The organism is Sphingobacterium siyangense (assembly GCF_007830445.1).
Classification (GTDB): Bacteria; Bacteroidota; Bacteroidia; order Sphingobacteriales; family Sphingobacteriaceae; genus Sphingobacterium; species Sphingobacterium siyangense.
This window is the reverse complement of sequence record NZ_VLKR01000016.1, coordinates 39,922-57,238: the sequence shown is the minus strand read 5'-3', so window position 1 is coordinate 57,238 and position 17,317 is coordinate 39,922. Positions and strand designations below refer to the sequence as shown.

The following is a 17,317-nucleotide window of genomic DNA, read 5'->3' as shown; positions in this document are numbered from 1 at the left end:
CTTCCTGAGGTGGAACGACCTCAATTTCGAAATGATACGATTAGTATCGAGAGGTTTGGAGCGAAGGGAGACGGCTATACCTTAAACACAAGTAGTATAAATGAGGCTATTCGTTCTAGTAGCAAAAGCGGTGGCGGTGTTGTCTTGGTGCCGGCCGGCTATTGGCTTTCAGGGCCAATAATATTACAGAGCAATGTGAACCTTCATTTGGAAGAAAACGCTTTTTTGCAGTTTACAGATGACTTCAACCAGTACAAAATTGTAGCAGGAAATTATGAAGGAAAAGTTTCGGCACGAAACGAATCACCGATCAGCGGTACAGAACTTGAGAATATTGCTATAACAGGCAAAGGTATTATTGATGGCAATGGAGATGCTTGGAGGATGGTTGGTAAAGGAGCATTGACAGAAAGCGAATGGAAAACTAAAGTTGCGTCCGGTGGTTTAATCAGTGCCGACGGCAAAACATGGTACCCCAGTGTCAAATCGAAGCTTGCGCATGAAGAAAGACGTTCTTTCTTGTTAGCTGAGGGCAAAAAATTGACTGACTTCGAGGATATCAAAGATTATTTAAGGCCTAACTTGTTAGTTTTGACCAAATGTAAGAACGTATTACTTGAAGGTGTGACCTTCCAAAATTCACCTGCCTGGAATTTACATCCCCTTATGACGCAGCATCTGACCATAAGAGATGTGAAAATCACAAACCCGGATTATGCCCAGAATGGAGACGGTATTGACATCGAATCATGTTCGAATGTGCTAATAGAGCATTGCGTCCTGGATGTGGGTGACGATGCGATTTGTATTAAATCAGGTAAAGATGAAGAAGGACGCAAACGTGGGATTGCGACCGAACGCGTTATTATTCGCCATAATAAAGTCTATAAAGGACACGGTGGCTTTGTGGTGGGTAGTGAGATGTCCGGTGGCGCACGAGATATTTTTGTAGAAGACTGCACTTTTATGGGGACTGACAAAGGCTTGCGTTTTAAGACCACACGTGGTCGAGGCGGGATAGTGGAAAATATCCACATCCGCAATATCAATATGAATAATATTGTGCAGGAGGCTATATATTTTGATATGTACTATTGGACGAAGCCTCCACAGGCCAACGAAGTTCAAGAGGTCCCGCCTGTAAGTATTGAAACCCCACGATTCCGTAATATATCAATCGATGCAATTACATGTAGGGGGGCTCAAGTTGGCATCTTTGTTCGGGGATTGCCAGAGATGCCCGTGCAGCAGGTTAGCATGACCAATCTAAACATTGTTGCCAACAAAGTGATTGAGCTTAAAGATGCAATGGGTATTGTTGTGAAAAATGCATTCTTGCACTCGAAAGATGCTAAGATACCAACTATTTATATTGAAAATGCTTCTAACTTACGGTTTGAAGGTTTGAGATTTGACAAGAACATCTCTCCAGAATTAGAAGTAAATGGACTCAACTCAACGAATATTGTATTTAATAATTCGAACATAGATAAAAAGAAATTAAGTTTTAAACATGGCGCAAAAACTAATGCTGTCAAAATTAATTAGTCTATGAGATTGTGTAGAGATTTGAAGTACTGGATGTACAGACCTAACATTAATTTTTTGACTTAAATCTCCGTGTAAATGAAAAAGTTATTGACAATTCTCTTATCTTTTGCATATCTACTGACCCAGGGTCAAGAATCAATTCTGTTATACGATACAACAATGCCAAATAGTAAAGGGTTGAAGCTTTTAGATAGTATTGCTAACGAACGCGTGTATCAAGTTGCTGCGCCTCGGATTATTCCTTTTTTTGTTTCAAAACAAGAAAATTCAGGAACTGCAGTATTGATTATTCCTGGAGGAGGTTACGCCCGTTTGGCTTATGTGATCAGTGGCACACAGTTGGCCAAATGGTTTAATACAATTGGTATCAATGCGTTCGTGTTGCTTCATCGCTTGCCAAACTCGCCTGACGTGATCGATCGACCGCTGGCCCCCCTGCAGGATGCACAGCGGGCAATCCGTGTTATTCGGTCTAAGACGGCTGAATGGCATATCGATCCCGGTCGTATTGGTGTGATGGGCTGTTCGGCCGGAGGACATCTTGCTGCTTCCTTATCGAGCATAGAACGGCCGATCAAAGTTCTGGGTGATGCGATAGATCAATTAAGCAGTAAACCCAATTTCAGCGTTTTGGTGTCACCCGTAATTACAATGAAGGGTGATCATGCCCATCAGGGAAGCGTGGATAATCTATTGGGTAAGGTCGCTGATGATTCTCAAAAAGAGCTGTTTAGTTTGCAGGCTCAGGTGACAGAGCGTACGCCGCCCACATTTTTGGTGCATGCTCAAAACGATAAGACTGTTTCTGTACAAAATAGCCTTTTATATTATCAAGCTTTACTAGAACATAAGATTACAGCCTCTTTGCATATTTTTCCACAGGGAGGACATGCCATCGCACTGGTCAACAATCCAGGGTCGACAGCAACTTGGCCAAGCATATTGGCAGCTTGGCTTCATGAAATTAAAATGATTAAACCATAAATCTATATCTTGATATGAATATCAAATATCTTATATTTTCTAGTGTTCTATTGCTGTTTTGGAAGTTTAGTTCATCGCAAGAATTGAAGTTACACTATGATAAAGCGGCTAGTAACTGGAACGAAGCATTGCCTTTGGGGAATGGGCGTATCGGTGCCATGGTATACGGTGGAGTTTCCCAAGAAGAGATTCAACTGAATGAAGAAACGATCTGGGCCGGACGCCCTGGAAACAATGTGCCTGAAGGCAAATACACGGATATTGTAAAGATTCGTCAGTTTTTAGTTGAGGGCAGGAATAAAGAAGCGCAGGAACTGTCGAATCTCGCTTTTCCAAGAGCTGCACCAGCAGGATTGGACTATGGCATGCCTTACCAAACTTTCGGTAGTCTATTGCTTGGATTTCCGACTCACCGTCACCCTGTTCAATATCGACGGGAGTTGGATTTAAATAAAGCGATAAGTACTGTTTCTTATCAAGTCGATGGCGTCCATTATCGAAGGGAAATGTTTACGTCACTGGTCGACAGTTTGCTGTTGATCCGCATCACTGCTGATAAAGCGAAAAGTATTTCAATGGATCTAAACTGGAAAAGTCCACATCAAAATATTGGCCTAGGCATAAATAATGGAGCATTATTTCTGCGGGGAAAAGGAGGTACGGTGGATTCTAAAGAAGGGCAGGTGGCATTCTATGGATTTGTTTATCCGCAGGTTAAAGGTGGTCAAATTAATCATCATGGTGAGCAGATTACAATTAAAAATGCAGATGAAGTAATTCTTTATGTATCCATTGGAACAAACTTCAAAAATTACAAGGATCTCTCCATCGATCCTGAACGAAAGGCCATACGAATTTTTGAAAAATCAAAAGGAATTTCTTACGCGAAAGCATTGGAGCAGCATGTGAGAAAATACCAGCAGTTCTTCAGTCGGGTGAAATTGGACCTTGGTAACAATGCGCAGGCAAAAAAAACAACGGATGTGCGGATTCGGGAATTTGCGACAAATTTTGATCCACAATTAGTTGCTCTTTATTTTCAATTTGGTCGTTATTTGTTGATTTCTTCTTCACAACCTGGAGGCCAGCCTGCCAATTTACAGGGGATTTGGAATGCCAAACTTTCTCCTCCTTGGGATAGTAAGTATACGATAAACATCAATACTGAAATGAACTATTGGCCGGCTGAGGTAGGGAATTTAAGTGAAATGCACGAACCATTGTTTAGTATGTTAAATGATCTTGCTGTTACAGGTCAAGAGAGTGCACAGAAAATGTACCATGCCAGAGGGTGGAATGCTCATCATAACACTGATTTATGGCGCATTACGGGGGTTGTAGATGGCGGTTTTTACGGTATGTGGCCAATGGGCGGAGCTTGGTTGAGCCAACACATTTGGCAACATTATCTGTATAAAGGAGACATGCAATTTTTGAAGGATTATTATCATGTATTGAAAGGAGCGGCTTTATTTTACCTGGATGTTTTGACGAAGGATCCATCTGGGAAATGGCTGGTCGTAAGTCCTTCCATCAGTCCTGAAAATAGCTATGAAGCAGGTAGTGTTGGGGTTTCAGCAGGCACGACAATGGATAATCAACTTGTGTTTGATGTCTTTAATAATTTTATCCGTGCATCCTACATTGTGGATGCTGATGTCGTATTGCGGGATTCTGTCAAACAAAGTCTGGCACAGTTGCCACCAATGCAAGTTGGTCAACATGGTCAGCTTCAGGAGTGGCTTAAAGATTTGGATAGAAAAAATGATCGTCACCGTCATATATCGCATCTATACGGATTGTTTCCATCTGGTCAGATTTCACCTTTTCGCAACCCTGAACTTGCTCAGGCAGCAAAAAACTCATTGATCTACCGCGGAGATAAGTCGACTGGTTGGTCTATGGGCTGGAAAGTAAATTGGTGGGCACGTTTGCTGGACGGTAATCAATCATATAAATTGATCAAAGATCAATTGAGCCCAGCCCCAGAGGAACGGAAAGGACAACATGGTGGTACCTATCCTAATTTACTGGACGCCCATCCACCTTTTCAGATTGATGGTAATTTTGGCTGTACATCTGGAATCGCAGAGATGTTGGTGCAATCCTATGATGGGAGCATATTTTTATTACCTGCTTGGCCAGATGAGCTACCGAATGGCGAAGTGAACGGTTTAGTCACTAGAGGTGGATTTATTATAGATATGAGCTGGAAAAATCGAAAGTTAACGAAATTAAAGGTCAACTCGACCTTAGGAGGCAATTGCCGTATTCGTATTAACTCTGGGAGTACACTCTATTTAGAAAGGAAGCGGTTGAAAAAAGCGAATGGAAAAAATACGAACTCCTTTTTTGACCTAGATGAAATCAAAAAACCATTGGTAATAACACAAAATAGTTCATTTGAAATTCCCGAAACAGTGCTTTATGATCTTTCTACCACGAAAGGTAAAGTTTATGAAATTGTTGTGAAATAAAACTTAAAATTCGAATTTATGCTAAATACCGATAAAAAAAAATGGAAATATGTTTGCCTGATGACCATTATGAGCTTCTGTAGTTCTTCATTGACTTTCGGACAACATTATAATTCTAAGGTCTGGAGCCCGGATCTTGGAAATGGAAAATTCAAAAACCCTATCATCAATGCAGATTATTCCGATCCCGATGCTATCCGTGTAGGTGAAGATTATTATATGATTGCCTCAAGTTTTAATCACAGTCCAGGCCTGCCCATTCTACATTCTAAAGATATGATCAACTGGACGATTATAGGACATGCGTTGCAAAGGCAGTTACCGGAAGAGGTGTTCAATAAAGTGCAACACGGAGGTGGTGTATGGGCGCCTTCCATACGGTATCACGATGGAGAGTTTTATATTTATTATCCCGATCCGGATTTTGGGATTTATCAGATAAAGACCAAGAATATTCGGGGGCCATGGTCTGCTCCTACGTTGGTTTTCCAAGGGAAAGGATTGATCGATCCTTGTCCTTTTTGGGATGAAGATGGTCAGGCTTATTTAGCTTATGCCTATGCGGGGAGCAGAGCAGGCTTGAAAAGCGTGCTCGCTATCGCCAAGATGAGTACCGATGGAACTTCTGTATTGGACAGAGGTACGATCGTTTATGATGGACATGAATTGGATCCTACAATTGAAGGCCCCAAAGTATATAAGCGGAATGGATATTATTATTTGTTTGCACCAGCAGGTGGCGTATCAACGGGCTGGCAATTGATTTTGCGTTCGAAAAGTATTTATGGACCTTATGAACGCAAGGTGGCTATGGCCCAGAACAAGTCGACAGTTAATGGTCCACATCAGGGAGCATGGGTAGACACACCCTCAGGAGAAAACTGGTTCTTCCACTTTCAGGATAAAGAAGCCATGGGGCGTGTGGTCCATCTGCAGCCTATGGTTTGGAAAGCCGATTGGCCCATTATAGGCGAGGACATCGATGGAAATGGAGTAGGGACACCCGTGATGAGCTATAAAAAACCTAATGTAGGAAACCAGGTTATTGCTCTGATGAATCCTCAGGAATCGGATGAGTTTGATTCTCCTCATTTAGGACTGCAGTGGCAATGGCAGGCAAATCCGGATGGAAACTGGCTTATGCCATCACACGAAGGCAAACTTCGGCTTTATAGCCAGCAGCTTCCTGAAGGAAGTAAAAATCTGATGGCAGCGCCAAATATACTGACGCAAAAATTCCCTGCCGAAAATTTCAGTGCGACAGCAAAAATACGACTGCGTCCTAGCGAGAAGGAACTTGGTGAAAAAGCAGGATTGGTGGTGGTCGGCGAAGATTATAGTCAGTTTTTTATCCGTAAGGAAAAGGGCCACTTTCAACTTTATTATGGTAGTTGTGTCAATGCCTATTCGGGAGCTGAAGAGCAGGTCAGGCGCATCGCTACTTTGCCAGAAGACTTTGTCTACCTTCGTGTACAAGTTAAAAATGGAAAGACCTGCAGCTGGACGTATAGCTTGGATGGTAAAAAATATACAGTCGTGGAAAATGGCTTCCAAGCGAAACCTGGCAAATGGATAGGAGCCACATTAGGACTCTATGCCAGCCGCGAAAAGCATATCAATGATAGTGGCTATGCAGAAGTGGATTGGTTTCGAATAGATCAATAACATAGTTTTGACCCTTTAATAACTATGAAATTATTGGAATATTTTAAAGTTATGAATAAAGTTTATATATAAATATATTAGTTTGATAATGCAATTATTTTCTGATTTATGAGACGGATAAAATTAATTAAGATCTTGGTGGCAGTTTATCTAGTTGTTAGCCTGTCATTGTTAGGATCGGGATTGCGAGCGGCCAGCCTTGAAGTGATCACTGTAGACCAACACGGAAAAGGTGATTTCACAAGTATACAGGCAGCCGTGAATTCCGTTCGTGCTTTTCGTGCAGAACATGCGGTTCGGATTTGGATCAGGAAGGGAATTTATCACGAGAAAATAGTTATCCCAACTTATGTCGAAAATGTCCAGCTTGTTGGTGAGGATGCTGCCAATACCAAGATTATTTTTGATGATTATGCAGGTAAGTTGGTTGATTGTCCGGATGAGACAGGGCAGCCGAAGCTTGGGACTTTTAGTAGTTATACGCTATTGGTACGTGCAAATAGGGTGCTTATCAAGGATATAACTATCGAAAATGCAGCCGGACCAGTAGGGCAGGCCGTAGCACTTCATCTAGAAGGGGATCAGATAGCACTGGTTAATTGCCGTCTTTTGGGATTTCAGGACACCTTGTATCTGGGTAAAAGCGGTGCAAGAAGCTATTTTTCTGATTGCAGTATCAGCGGCACGACGGATTTTATCTTCGGGCCAGGCATTGCATTCTTTAAGAGTTGCCGACTGATTTCTTTGCGGAATTCGTATGTCACAGCAGCTTCTACGCCGCAGGGGCAATTTTATGGTTACGTTTTCGACCAATGTGATTTTGTAGCTGCAGATGAGTCTGTCGATAAAGTATTTCTTGGCAGGCCATGGCGTCCTTATGCAAATACGGTTCTGGTAGATTGTAACCTAGGAGCTCATATTATTCCTGAAGGCTGGAATGAATGGAAGGGTGACACGTTGTTCCCAGATAAAGATAAAACTGTATTTTACGCCGAATTGGGGTCTAAGGGAGCAGGGGCATCGGAACTCTCAAAGCGAGTGACTTGGTCACATCAGTTACCGGAAGATAAACGGGATGTTTATAAACTCGAAAAAGTAATGGAGGATTGGAAAGTTAAAGAAATGCTCGATGAAATGGAAAAATAAATATCGCTCACAGGCTCTTTTGTGGAGTACATTATTATTGTTTATGTTTTGCGATTCGGTGTGGGCGCAGAATCGAGACATTCCGAAAGATACGACCTATAATACGATGCGTGTATGGCGGCAGATCAAGAAAAGCTATCCCCATGCACGACCGGCTATGGACAGCCTAGGAGGAGATCTAAAGGTCGTACGTAATCTGGTATATGCACATCTAGCTCGAACCGATTTTGGCCCTCGGGATCTACATCTCGATGTTATCCGGCCAAATGACCAGCGAAAACATGCGGCAGTGATATGGATCCATGGTGGTGGATGGCGTTCTGGGCAGAAGGAAATGGATGTACCCATGGCACAGTTGCTGGCGAGAAAAGGGTATGTCTGCATTCCAGTGGAGTATCAATTATCTTTGGAGGCAAAATATCCCAATGCCTTACTCAATATCAAATCGGCAATTTTGTGGCTTAAAAATCATGCCGATCAGTACGATATCGACAGTAGCCGTATCGTGGTGGCGGGAAGTTCCGCAGGAGGTCACCTAGCGAGTCTGGTTGGATTGACAGGTAATGTGCCCGAATTTGAATCATTTCTTGAGTCTAAACACAGTACGCAGATTCAGGCTATTATTAATTTGGATGGAGTGGTGGATTTCATGGCTCCGCTTTCACTCAATTTAGAACGAAAGCCCGATTCTCCTGATGCCTTCTGGCTTGGAGGAACCTTTGCCGAAAAACCGTTAATATGGAAGGAGGCTTCGCCTATATTTTGGGCCAGAGAGGAACAGAAAATTCCGATGTTATTCATAAATAGCGGTCTTCCTAGATTCCATGCCGGACAAGATGAATTGGTCGGTATGCTAAAGCGTTGGGGGACGGCACATCAAGTGTATACATTTGATGTACAGGTTCACCCTTTCTGGCTTTTCCATCCTTGGGTGAATAAGTGCGTCGATGTTATTGACGAATTTTTAAAGAATAATTTAATAAATCCAGAGCGCTTTTAGTTTGAAAGTTTTTGATCAAAGAATTGAGTCTGCTCATATTGTAATTTTTCTGGGCAAGCTATATAGGTTAGTTGGCATTTTAGGCGTTGTGAAGTGAAATTTAAAAATAAACCCCACTTTAAATTAATTTAAAGTGGGGTTTATTTTTAAATGTGTCCCCGACGAGATTCGAACTCATATCGTCAGAACCGGAATCTGAAATTCTATCCATTGAACTACGGGGACCTGTCGCAAAGATATACTATTTTCTAGATCTTACAAATAATCTTTGCGATAAAATTCAATCTTTTAGCAGACTATTTTTAATGCCTTTTGTCGACAGCATTTTTATGTTTAACATTCGCTAATTCCCTATTTTTTTATACGTGGGCTAATGATTTGTATATGAATGCTTAGCATCTGGGTGATAGTACTGTGGGCTACTTACAATTTCCTTTCATCCACCAGATAAATGGGTTTTCTGCTGAGCGGATTATAAATCCGGCTGATCAAAATTTCTTCGCGTTCGAACTCCACATTGGGAATTACGCGCAGTTTCGCCTGAAAACTATCTTTGATTTCTTTTAATAATGCGCTGTTTTGTTGTTTGGAGGATATTAAAATCCGAATGTCGTCTGTACCGACTGCAGTGCTGGAGATCTCGATCTGATAATGTTCAATTGCGGTGTAGCTGGCCAATACATCAAACATAGCCGGGGGAAACAGCGTCGTACCCTTATACTTAATCATCTGCTGTTTTCGGCCTTCAACAGGGCCTATTCTATAGGAGTTCCGACCACATGTGCAAGGGCCAGCATGTCGTCTGACCATATCGCCAGTTTTATAGCGCAAAACGGGCATAGCCTCTATTCCTAAGGTGGTGACAACTAATTCTCCCAGTTGACCATCGGATACAGGATGGTCATTATCGTCCAATATTTCGGTAATGATTAATGCTGGATGTTGGTGACCACCGGCAAAAGCTTCACATTCTGTGAATGCTGAGCTCATTTCGGTGGAAGCATAAGTGGAGTAGAGGGCAATATTCCATTTTTCCTGAATTCGTTTTGCCAGTTGGTTGTCCTGCAGGTCCGCAGTTCTAAGATTTTCACCGATACAAATGGCGACCTTTACAGAGCTGCTGTTGTAGTCGATGTTATGTTCTTCGGCATAAGCAATCATTTTGAGTAGGAAGGAGGGGACGACAACAAGAAATTTGGGTTTAAACTGCTGGATTGAATCCCATTGCATTTGAGGTATGCCAGCCCCAATACGAAGTATTCCGGCTCCAATTTTACGGAGTCCAAGAAAGTAAGCTAATCCCGCCATAAAACGACGATCTAGGGTCGTCATAATTTGTACCCGGTCGCCTTTTTTAATACCTACCCGTTGGAAGGAAATCATCTCATTATAAGCGAGACGCTCCAGGTCCGCGTCTGTTAATCCAAATACAACAGGTGTCCCCAGTGTACCGGAAGTTGTGGAGAAGTCGACAATCTCCTCTTCGGGGACGCACAGAAAATCCCAGTTAAACTGCTGCAGCTGTTCTTTGGAAGTCGTCGGCAAAAGGGGGAGATCCTGAACACCGCGGATGCGTTGTAAGTCAACTCCTTCACGTTGAAAAAGACGTTTGTAGTAAGTTGAATGTGTATTCAAATAGTTTAAAACATATCTTAGCTTTTCATCTTGATAATGGGTTATTTCTTCAAGACTGGCTTGTTCTATCGTTGGGATCATCGATTATCTCCTTTCTTCTCAATTTTATGAATATATGAAGCAATGTTTTTGCGGTCAACCAAAGTGGTCACTTCGCAGGAGTCGGCCTGTTGCAATTGCTTTAGTGCTTCTTCATAGCGCTTTTGCTCAAAATAATACGTTCCTCTCTTGTGATAGACTGCCCAAAACAGGGGATTGAGCTTTTGATATTCCTGCCATTCCGATTCAGTAATTTCTTGGTCAGACTTCAGTTTGTGGTCTATTATTCGATCTCGTTTACGGTAATCCTCATAATCGCGGTAGGCTTTACTATTCAAAAATGTATCTTGGGGAATATTCAATGCTGTATTGGCCAATGTAGACGCTGGCTGATGTGCCTTGTTGTCGAAGATTTTATTTAAGTCATAACAGACAAATTCCCCAAGCTGATAGGGGTTGGCTGAGATCCATACAAGGCGTTTTTTTGGTTGGAAAATGACGCCATGATGAGCCAAGAGCTGATTTAAGGCCTTTTCATTGCCATAGCCTATTTCTTTATTTTTTAATCCATTGCGATCTCTTAGTATAGCCGCAACTTTAGGGGCTGTAAGCTTATCCTGCTGTTGCAACTGCTCTGTCAGCAGTTGGTGTCGATAAACACTGTGGCTTTCTTCAATCTGTTTTTGATTGCGCTTATCGGATTGATAGGTACTGCTCTGAAAATGATTTGTGCATAGCAGGTAATTTGCATTGTCTGATTCAAAAACAGCAAATTTATGTGGCGACATCTCAATTAAGATGGCACGGCCTTCATCTGCAGACCCGATCATAAGTGATTCTGAAATAAAAATAGGATGTTTTTTTGCAATGGCGATGGCTTCCTTAAAATTTCGAGCATATTGGAGTATTTCTCGGGCAACAATAGATATAGGCGTTTTTGCAGCCCAAGGAATAGACGATTTTCCTGCATTGAGTGTAACTGTCAGGCCAGCACTGTTCATGCCGGAGACGACACCAATCATGCCTGCCCAGCCCACGGAGAGAAATGAATAACCAGAATCGGGTTTCACAATAGTGATTAATTTGTTGTGACTAAAATCGTCGCCCGCATAAAAGTCAAAATTTCGCCCGATAATGAGCTCGCCATCTGCAGACTTTGGTCCCCATGCCGCTAAGGAAGAACAGCCAACCAAAGCGAGGTCCTGAAAAGCATGACCCAAGTCATGGGCCCCATGAAGAAAAAGATTCCGCTGATAGGGATCCATAAGGGAGTCGTAGCGAGGAGAAGCATACCGTGACAATCCAAAAATCTCTTTTCTATACGCTATCGGGATATATTTATGGATGTTTCGATTATAGACTTTAGTCAATTTCATCATCCATTTCTGCTTGCGCTGAGAAGGGATAAACTCTTGAATTTTAGAAAAGAAAGCCTTTTCTTGGTAGGCATAAAGCGATTGTGTCAGTATACCCGTTTTTAATCCAAGTTCCATCGGGTTACCGCTGACGTAGAGTTCCCATAAACCTTGTGCGTTATGAAATAGGAAGTTACTGTCTATGCTGAGATAATTGTCCGTAGAGTCGGCCAACCTTAATGTCGGAATCGCCTGCTGTTCGAATTTAGCTTTTTCTTTCAGGGCACCATTTAGCGCACAAGAGCTAAATAGTGATGCTATCCAAATCGCCAACCAATACTTTTTCATCATTCTCTTTAAATAGATCATCTTCAAATTCTTTTCCAAGCATCATTAAGCAACAGGAGAAGGCTGTAATTGTAACCCCCAACACACCGTGCATCTTGACATTTTGGCCTGTCAGAAACAAGTTCTTGACTTTCGTCTTCGTGGAAATTAAGCTATTCAACGGATGCTTGTATTCTTTTAAATAGCCATACATATTACCTTCCTCGGCCCCGATAAAATCACGGTAGCTTAATGGACTGGACGTGTGAACAGATTGAGCGGCAGCTTTAATATTCGGAAACAAGTGTTGGAGTTCTTCGATAATTTCTGCAGCCTTGGCAGCTTTAAAGGCTTCATACTCTTCACCACGGCTACTTAACTGCTGGATAATGGACCGATTGAAAGTCTCATTCCACTGTTGCACTTCGTCCGCAGTCATATAACACATCACGGTCATGGTGCTACAATAGCGTTGATTTTCGCTGTTACAGCTCATGGAAACGACTAAGGGAGATTGCTCCTGATTATACCAAACGGAAGCGATGTTTTTATAATGGTAAATATTATAATTTTGATAGGGGATATAACCTTCTTTACAAACGATGTAAACGGAAAAAACCGAAGGGCTCAACGGTAAGCCTTGTATACGCTTGACATAAGCTTGCTTTTGAAATCTTTCAGGCAGCATGGCAAAGGTATGCCGGAGATTGATATTCGAAACAAACTCCTTTGCATAAATCAGCTGCTGGTCATCGGTGCGTACTGCTTTGATCAGCTGATCGTCCATTTCTACAGCAATGACTTCTTTATTTTTGATGATGTCACCACCATATTTACGCAATTGGCGGATCAATAACTTGGCAATTTGGCTACCGCCGTTTACACAACGCCAAGCGGACTGAATATAGGAGTTTATGGTAAGCGCATGTACATAGAGTGGGGTACTTTCTGCTTTTGCAACATAAAGGAAGTTCGAACCGACGAGTACAGCCTTAAGGAGTTCGTTATCGGTCAAATCGTCTAAAAAAGACTTCAATGAAATACCGAGTACAGCCTCATTGAACCCAAAACTTTTGCGGAGATTATACATAGGAAATGAATTACAGATGTCCTGTATCTTCTCACAATATACGGTTAAGGCCTGCTTTTCTTCAGGAAAGTAATGAAGCAATTGTTGTACAAAATTTTCATATCCTTGTGCATGTGGATAATTGATCGGATTTCCATCAAATGAAATTCGATCATATTCATCGATTCCCATGCGTTGGATCGATAGATCCTTCATAATCCCCAGATACTCAAAATATTTATACAGGTTTTCACCTTCACCCAAACCGCCAATGTAATGTACCCCTGTGTCTAAGATTTCTTTGTCTCGCACAAAAGTCTGCAGATTGCCACCATATTGATTGTTTTTTTCAATGACACATACTTCGCGTCCAAATTTAGCAAGGAGAACTGCGGTAACAAGGCCTCCTAGCCCTGAACCAATGATGACGCTATCGTAGACTTTATCCATTTGTTCTTCTTTTTAATACGCAACTGTATTGATCTTTAAATACTTCTTCAAAACCAATGTAATGTGGCTTTTCTAGGAAATCATAACATACAATAGTATGTATCGAATCGCTGATTTCAACCTTTTCATCGTTGCTGCCCCAGATCAGTACATCGAAACGTAATGTGGTTTCGGTCGGCTGATTTAGATAAGTCAATTTACGTTTATGCTTTAGATACGTATTGCCCGCAATAGCACGTTTTTCAGGATCACGGATATAGCTTTCTATATGTCGCTGTGCCTGTTGCATGGTCAACAAAAAATCAATATGACCAAAATCGTTTCCAATATGCAAAATTTTTGCATTTGCTGCAATGAAATTATTCCAGGTTGCATAAGACTCCTGATGAAGGTCAAAATCATTTAGGCTTAATTTTTCGATTTCCGTTTCTTTATACCGATAGTTTAAGCTTATTTTTTCTCTAAAGTAAGTCGGACCCTCAAATTGCTTTCTGATTTCAGCGAACTGTTGTTTGAATAAGCGACTGATTGTTTTACAGCGTGCAGAATAATTATCTCCAAACTGTTGGTCGGTAGGTCGAATTCTTTCGCCTATGACTGTACTGAGTGTTCCATCATAAATGACAAAATCTCCTTTTGGACAAACATCGGCAGCTCCGTGTATATAAATAGGGAGGATATCCAATTGCAGCTGTTCGGCAATATAGAATGCGCCTTTGTGAAACCGTTGTACATCATTTGTTGCCGATCGCGTTCCTTCTGGAAAAATCGCAATCGAATACCCAGCATCGATACGTTGCTTTAAGATGTTTTTCGATTTTTCTAAATCGTCGTCGAGCATTAAAAAACCTGCACGCCTAACCACACGGCCAAAGACTGGTGATTTGTAGACCCATTCGTTCGTAACAAATACGCACTTTGGCAATAAACGCCCAATAAGAAGTGTATCTAATAGCGAATTGTGATTGGCTATAATAATCGCGGGTTTTTTGAAGTCTTCGTCATGCGCGTTGAATTGCTGTTTCTTGACAAAAGGGTTGGACTTCAATACAGAGTCTCCAAAACGAGACATTACGCGTGTCATCCAAGCTCTATTAGAGATCAAACTAAAGAGAAGGCCTGAAAGCATACTTCCGATGATATAGTAGCTGAACGAAAACGCTGAAATCAAGCGCAGACGCAAACTAAGCGGAGATAAGCCTTGGGAAGGCCTGCGGCGAAATACAAACCTAAAAACGAGCGGATAAAGAACAAAAGTGTTTAAAACCGCTGCTGTAACACCGAGTAGGGAAACTGCTGAAATGGATTTTAATGCCGGGTGTTTAGCGAAAATTAAAGCACCGATGGCTAAAATTGTCGTTAATACGGCAAGTAGAATAGACGTACGGTACATAGGCATTTCATCTTTGCCGGTACTGTATTCTTTTTGCAGGGCTGCGGTCATAAATATGGCAAAGTCTACACCGTGACTGAATACAAGTGTACAGACAATGGTACTGAAAATATTAAATTCGAGGTGAAACAGGCCCATGAGGCCCCCTGTAACCAAGCCTGTTAACACAATAGGTACCATGCTGATCAATGTCAGCTCGATGCGGCGAAATGACAACCAAAGAATAACAAATATGGCTACAAAGCTATAATTGACCAAGGTGTTGAAGTCATTGACCAGCTGTCCCAAAAAGGTTTCATTCATTTCTTTGCGATCAATGACAACGGTACTGCCATTATTGAACTGCTTCATCAATTTTTCCCGGTTTCCTTCTGCCGTTTTTACAATGGTATTTGCGGTGAAAAAGCCATCTTTGGAACTGATATACTCGCTCAATATTCCATTGTTGAGTTTCTGATAATCATCCCATGTGACGGTCGAAAATTTTTGATCCAAAAGGGAGAAGAAAGCTTGATAAGCAGTTGGTTTGAAACCAAAAGCAGCGCTAGAACGGATAAGATTCTCGCGGATTTCCGTTTTACGGACATCTGTCCAAAAGGAATTCCACTGGGCAATTTTCGCCTCCTGATCCTTTTTCGATAGAACAATTTCACCAATGGAATTGATAGCGATCATACCTGTATCTTGTTGTAATCTACTATACAATAAAGAATTAGCCGAAAGAACCTGGTCGATATTGTTACCATAGTTTATCAGAAATAGCGACTTATTTTGTTGTTGTGCTGAATTTTCAAGTTTGTATTCGGCTTCTTGCAGTTCTTTTGGGAAGAAATTTAGTGCAGATAAATCTTTATTGAACCCGACTTTCCAAAAAGTAAACAAGCTCACTACTAACAATAGGTAGCTAAATATTTGTAAGGGTTTATTCCGTTCAAAACTGAATGCAGAAATCCGATCGATGAGATGGTTTTTATCATCCGAGGTTTTTATATTCGGTTTATAGATATGCGGGATAAGAATCAAAGAGAATATTCCCGAGAACAGGATGGCAATGAACGCAAATATTCCCAAATCTTTTAAGGCCTCCGAATTGACGAAGAGCAGGCAAAGAAAAGAAACGGCTGTAGTGCCCGCACTCATCAAGATTGGCTTAGTGATTTCTTTATAGAGGTGTTTGATATCCTGAGTTTGCTTGAAATGCGTCATGATATGCAGCGCATAGTCTATGGTAATGCCAATTAATACTGCAGCAATGGAGATTGAAATAGCAGATATTGTACCCCGCAGAAAGTAAAGAAATGCGAGTGCTAGTAAAGCCCCAAAAAGCGAGGGAATAAAGATGATGACCGGAATTTGCACTTTCTTGTAAAAGAGAATCAAAATAAGCATCAATAAACTCATCGAAATAAGGATGGTCGTTTGGATATCTGTTTTGATTTGCTTTGCATTGGCGACAGCAACCAAAGATGATCCGAAGTAGCTTAGTTTGGTTTTTTTTAGGTAGACCTTGTTTAACGCACTTTTCATGTTGTCAAGCCTGTCGACAAAAATCGCATTATGTTCTGTTTCCGAGCCTGAATATTTGGGATTAATAAACAATAACAGCTTGCTTGAATCTTTTGTAATAATATAGCCATTGTAAAGTTGAAAATCGCCGGCAATACTGAGCTTTTGGAATTTTTTAAGCGCCATAAAGCCAATCCCTAGGGGATCTCGTTGTATAAAAGATTTTGCAACGATACTCGTAGGCGAAATTAATGCAGCATAATTGGCTTCCACTACCTGCGCTATGCTATCACTTGGCAGGTGGCTTGCTATGGTTTTGTAATCGTTCTCGTCCAATAATGTCGGCAAATGCTGGTATACAAACTGCATGGTACTTTCCATTTCCGCGTCGCTAATTTGCCCTTGTATACTATGATAGTAGGGAGCAAGCGATACGATGCTATCGGAAAAGGAATTAGCCATTTCAACCATATCGTCAATTGAAGCATCTTTTTCCCGTTCAATAATGACGCTTATTTTATCCGAAAACTTAAGTTGGGTCAATATTTTGGCAACCTCATTTGTCCGTTCATTTTGAGGTATGATCCGCGTAATATCTTCTTCAAATTTTAGTTTTAGTGCGAAATATCCCGTTGCGACCAAAAAGAGCAGGGCAACTAACCAGGCGATATAAGGTTTCTTCTTGAAAAATAGATAAAGCTGATAAAAATAATGCTGCAT

10 protein-coding genes and 1 tRNA gene are annotated in these 17,317 nt (G+C 41.4%); 6 read left to right on the top strand and 5 right to left on the bottom strand.

All coding sequences use genetic code 11. The annotated features are described in order from the left end of the window. Positions 1-9: 9 nt before the first annotated feature. From IQ31_RS15055 to IQ31_RS15030, 6 genes are all read left to right on the top strand, one after another. The gene (locus tag IQ31_RS15055) at positions 10-1,548 is read left to right on the top strand and encodes a glycoside hydrolase family 28 protein (protein WP_244294509.1); all 1,539 of its coding nucleotides are present in this window, start codon (positions 10-12) and stop codon (positions 1,546-1,548) included. Between the two features lie 78 nt (positions 1,549-1,626). Beyond that, positions 1,627-2,535 carry an alpha/beta hydrolase gene (locus IQ31_RS15050; protein WP_145328556.1) on the top strand — a complete coding sequence of 303 codons (909 nt, stop codon included), beginning with the start codon at positions 1,627-1,629 and terminating at the stop codon, positions 2,533-2,535. A 14-nt stretch (positions 2,536-2,549) separates the two neighbouring features. Further along, positions 2,550-5,012: a glycoside hydrolase family 95 protein gene (locus IQ31_RS15045; protein WP_145328554.1), complete on the top strand. Its 2,463-nt coding sequence runs from the start codon at positions 2,550-2,552 to the stop codon at positions 5,010-5,012. An 18-nt stretch (positions 5,013-5,030) separates the two neighbouring features. After that, a complete protein-coding gene (locus IQ31_RS15040; protein ID WP_232475746.1) occupies positions 5,031-6,677 on the top strand; it encodes a glycoside hydrolase family 43 protein in 1,647 nt (548 codons plus the stop codon). Positions 6,678-6,785: 108 nt separating this feature from the next. Beyond that, entirely contained in the window at positions 6,786-7,823 is a 1,038-nt protein-coding gene (locus tag IQ31_RS15035; RefSeq protein ID WP_145328552.1) for a pectinesterase family protein, read from the top strand. Continuing rightward, positions 7,807-8,823, top strand: coding sequence for an alpha/beta hydrolase (locus IQ31_RS15030; protein ID WP_145328550.1), 1,017 nt, complete (start codon positions 7,807-7,809; stop codon positions 8,821-8,823). Before IQ31_RS15035 ends, IQ31_RS15030 begins: the two co-directional genes overlap by 17 nt. A gap of 153 nt (positions 8,824-8,976) precedes the next feature. Here IQ31_RS15030 and IQ31_RS15025 read toward each other — a convergent pair. The 5 genes from IQ31_RS15025 to IQ31_RS15005 form a co-directional block, all read right to left on the bottom strand. Then, positions 8,977-9,048, bottom strand: a tRNA-Arg gene (locus IQ31_RS15025). 198 nt (positions 9,049-9,246) lie between these two features. Beyond that, positions 9,247-10,539 (bottom strand): flexirubin biosynthesis putative acyl-CoA ligase FlxY, encoded by a 1,293-nt coding sequence (flxY, locus tag IQ31_RS15020; RefSeq protein WP_088161022.1) that lies wholly within the window; start codon positions 10,537-10,539, stop codon positions 9,247-9,249. Next, positions 10,536-12,203, bottom strand: a complete 1,668-nt coding sequence (locus IQ31_RS15015; RefSeq protein WP_208734282.1) for a C45 family autoproteolytic acyltransferase/hydrolase — start codon at positions 12,201-12,203, stop codon at positions 10,536-10,538. The genes flxY and IQ31_RS15015 overlap by 4 nt, the downstream gene beginning before the upstream one ends. Next, positions 12,157-13,698 (bottom strand): phytoene desaturase family protein, encoded by a 1,542-nt coding sequence (locus IQ31_RS15010; protein WP_088161024.1) that lies wholly within the window; start codon positions 13,696-13,698, stop codon positions 12,157-12,159. The genes IQ31_RS15015 and IQ31_RS15010 overlap by 47 nt, the downstream gene beginning before the upstream one ends. Further along, positions 13,691-17,317 carry an MMPL family transporter gene (locus IQ31_RS15005; protein WP_145328546.1) on the bottom strand — a complete coding sequence of 1,209 codons (3,627 nt, stop codon included), beginning with the start codon at positions 17,315-17,317 and terminating at the stop codon, positions 13,691-13,693. Before IQ31_RS15005 ends, IQ31_RS15010 begins: the two co-directional genes overlap by 8 nt.

Coding starts and splice junctions, on each gene's coding strand:
- IQ31_RS15050 (WP_145328556.1), top strand. CDS start 1,627: ATGAAAAAGTTATTGACAATTCTCTTATCTTTTGCATATCTACTGACC.
- IQ31_RS15045 (WP_145328554.1), top strand. CDS start 2,550: ATGAATATCAAATATCTTATATTTTCTAGTGTTCTATTGCTGTTTTGG.
- IQ31_RS15040 (WP_232475746.1), top strand. CDS start 5,031: ATGCTAAATACCGATAAAAAAAAATGGAAATATGTTTGCCTGATGACC.
- IQ31_RS15035 (WP_145328552.1), top strand. CDS start 6,786: ATGAGACGGATAAAATTAATTAAGATCTTGGTGGCAGTTTATCTAGTT.
- IQ31_RS15030 (WP_145328550.1), top strand. CDS start 7,807: ATGAAATGGAAAAATAAATATCGCTCACAGGCTCTTTTGTGGAGTACA.
- flxY (WP_088161022.1), bottom strand. CDS start 10,539: ATGATCCCAACGATAGAACAAGCCAGTCTTGAAGAAATAACCCATTAT.
- IQ31_RS15015 (WP_208734282.1), bottom strand. CDS start 12,203: ATGATGAAAAAGTATTGGTTGGCGATTTGGATAGCATCACTATTTAGC.
- IQ31_RS15010 (WP_088161024.1), bottom strand. CDS start 13,698: ATGGATAAAGTCTACGATAGCGTCATCATTGGTTCAGGGCTAGGAGGC.
- IQ31_RS15005 (WP_145328546.1), bottom strand. CDS start 17,317: ATGCAGCATTATTTTTATCAGCTTTATCTATTTTTCAAGAAGAAACCT.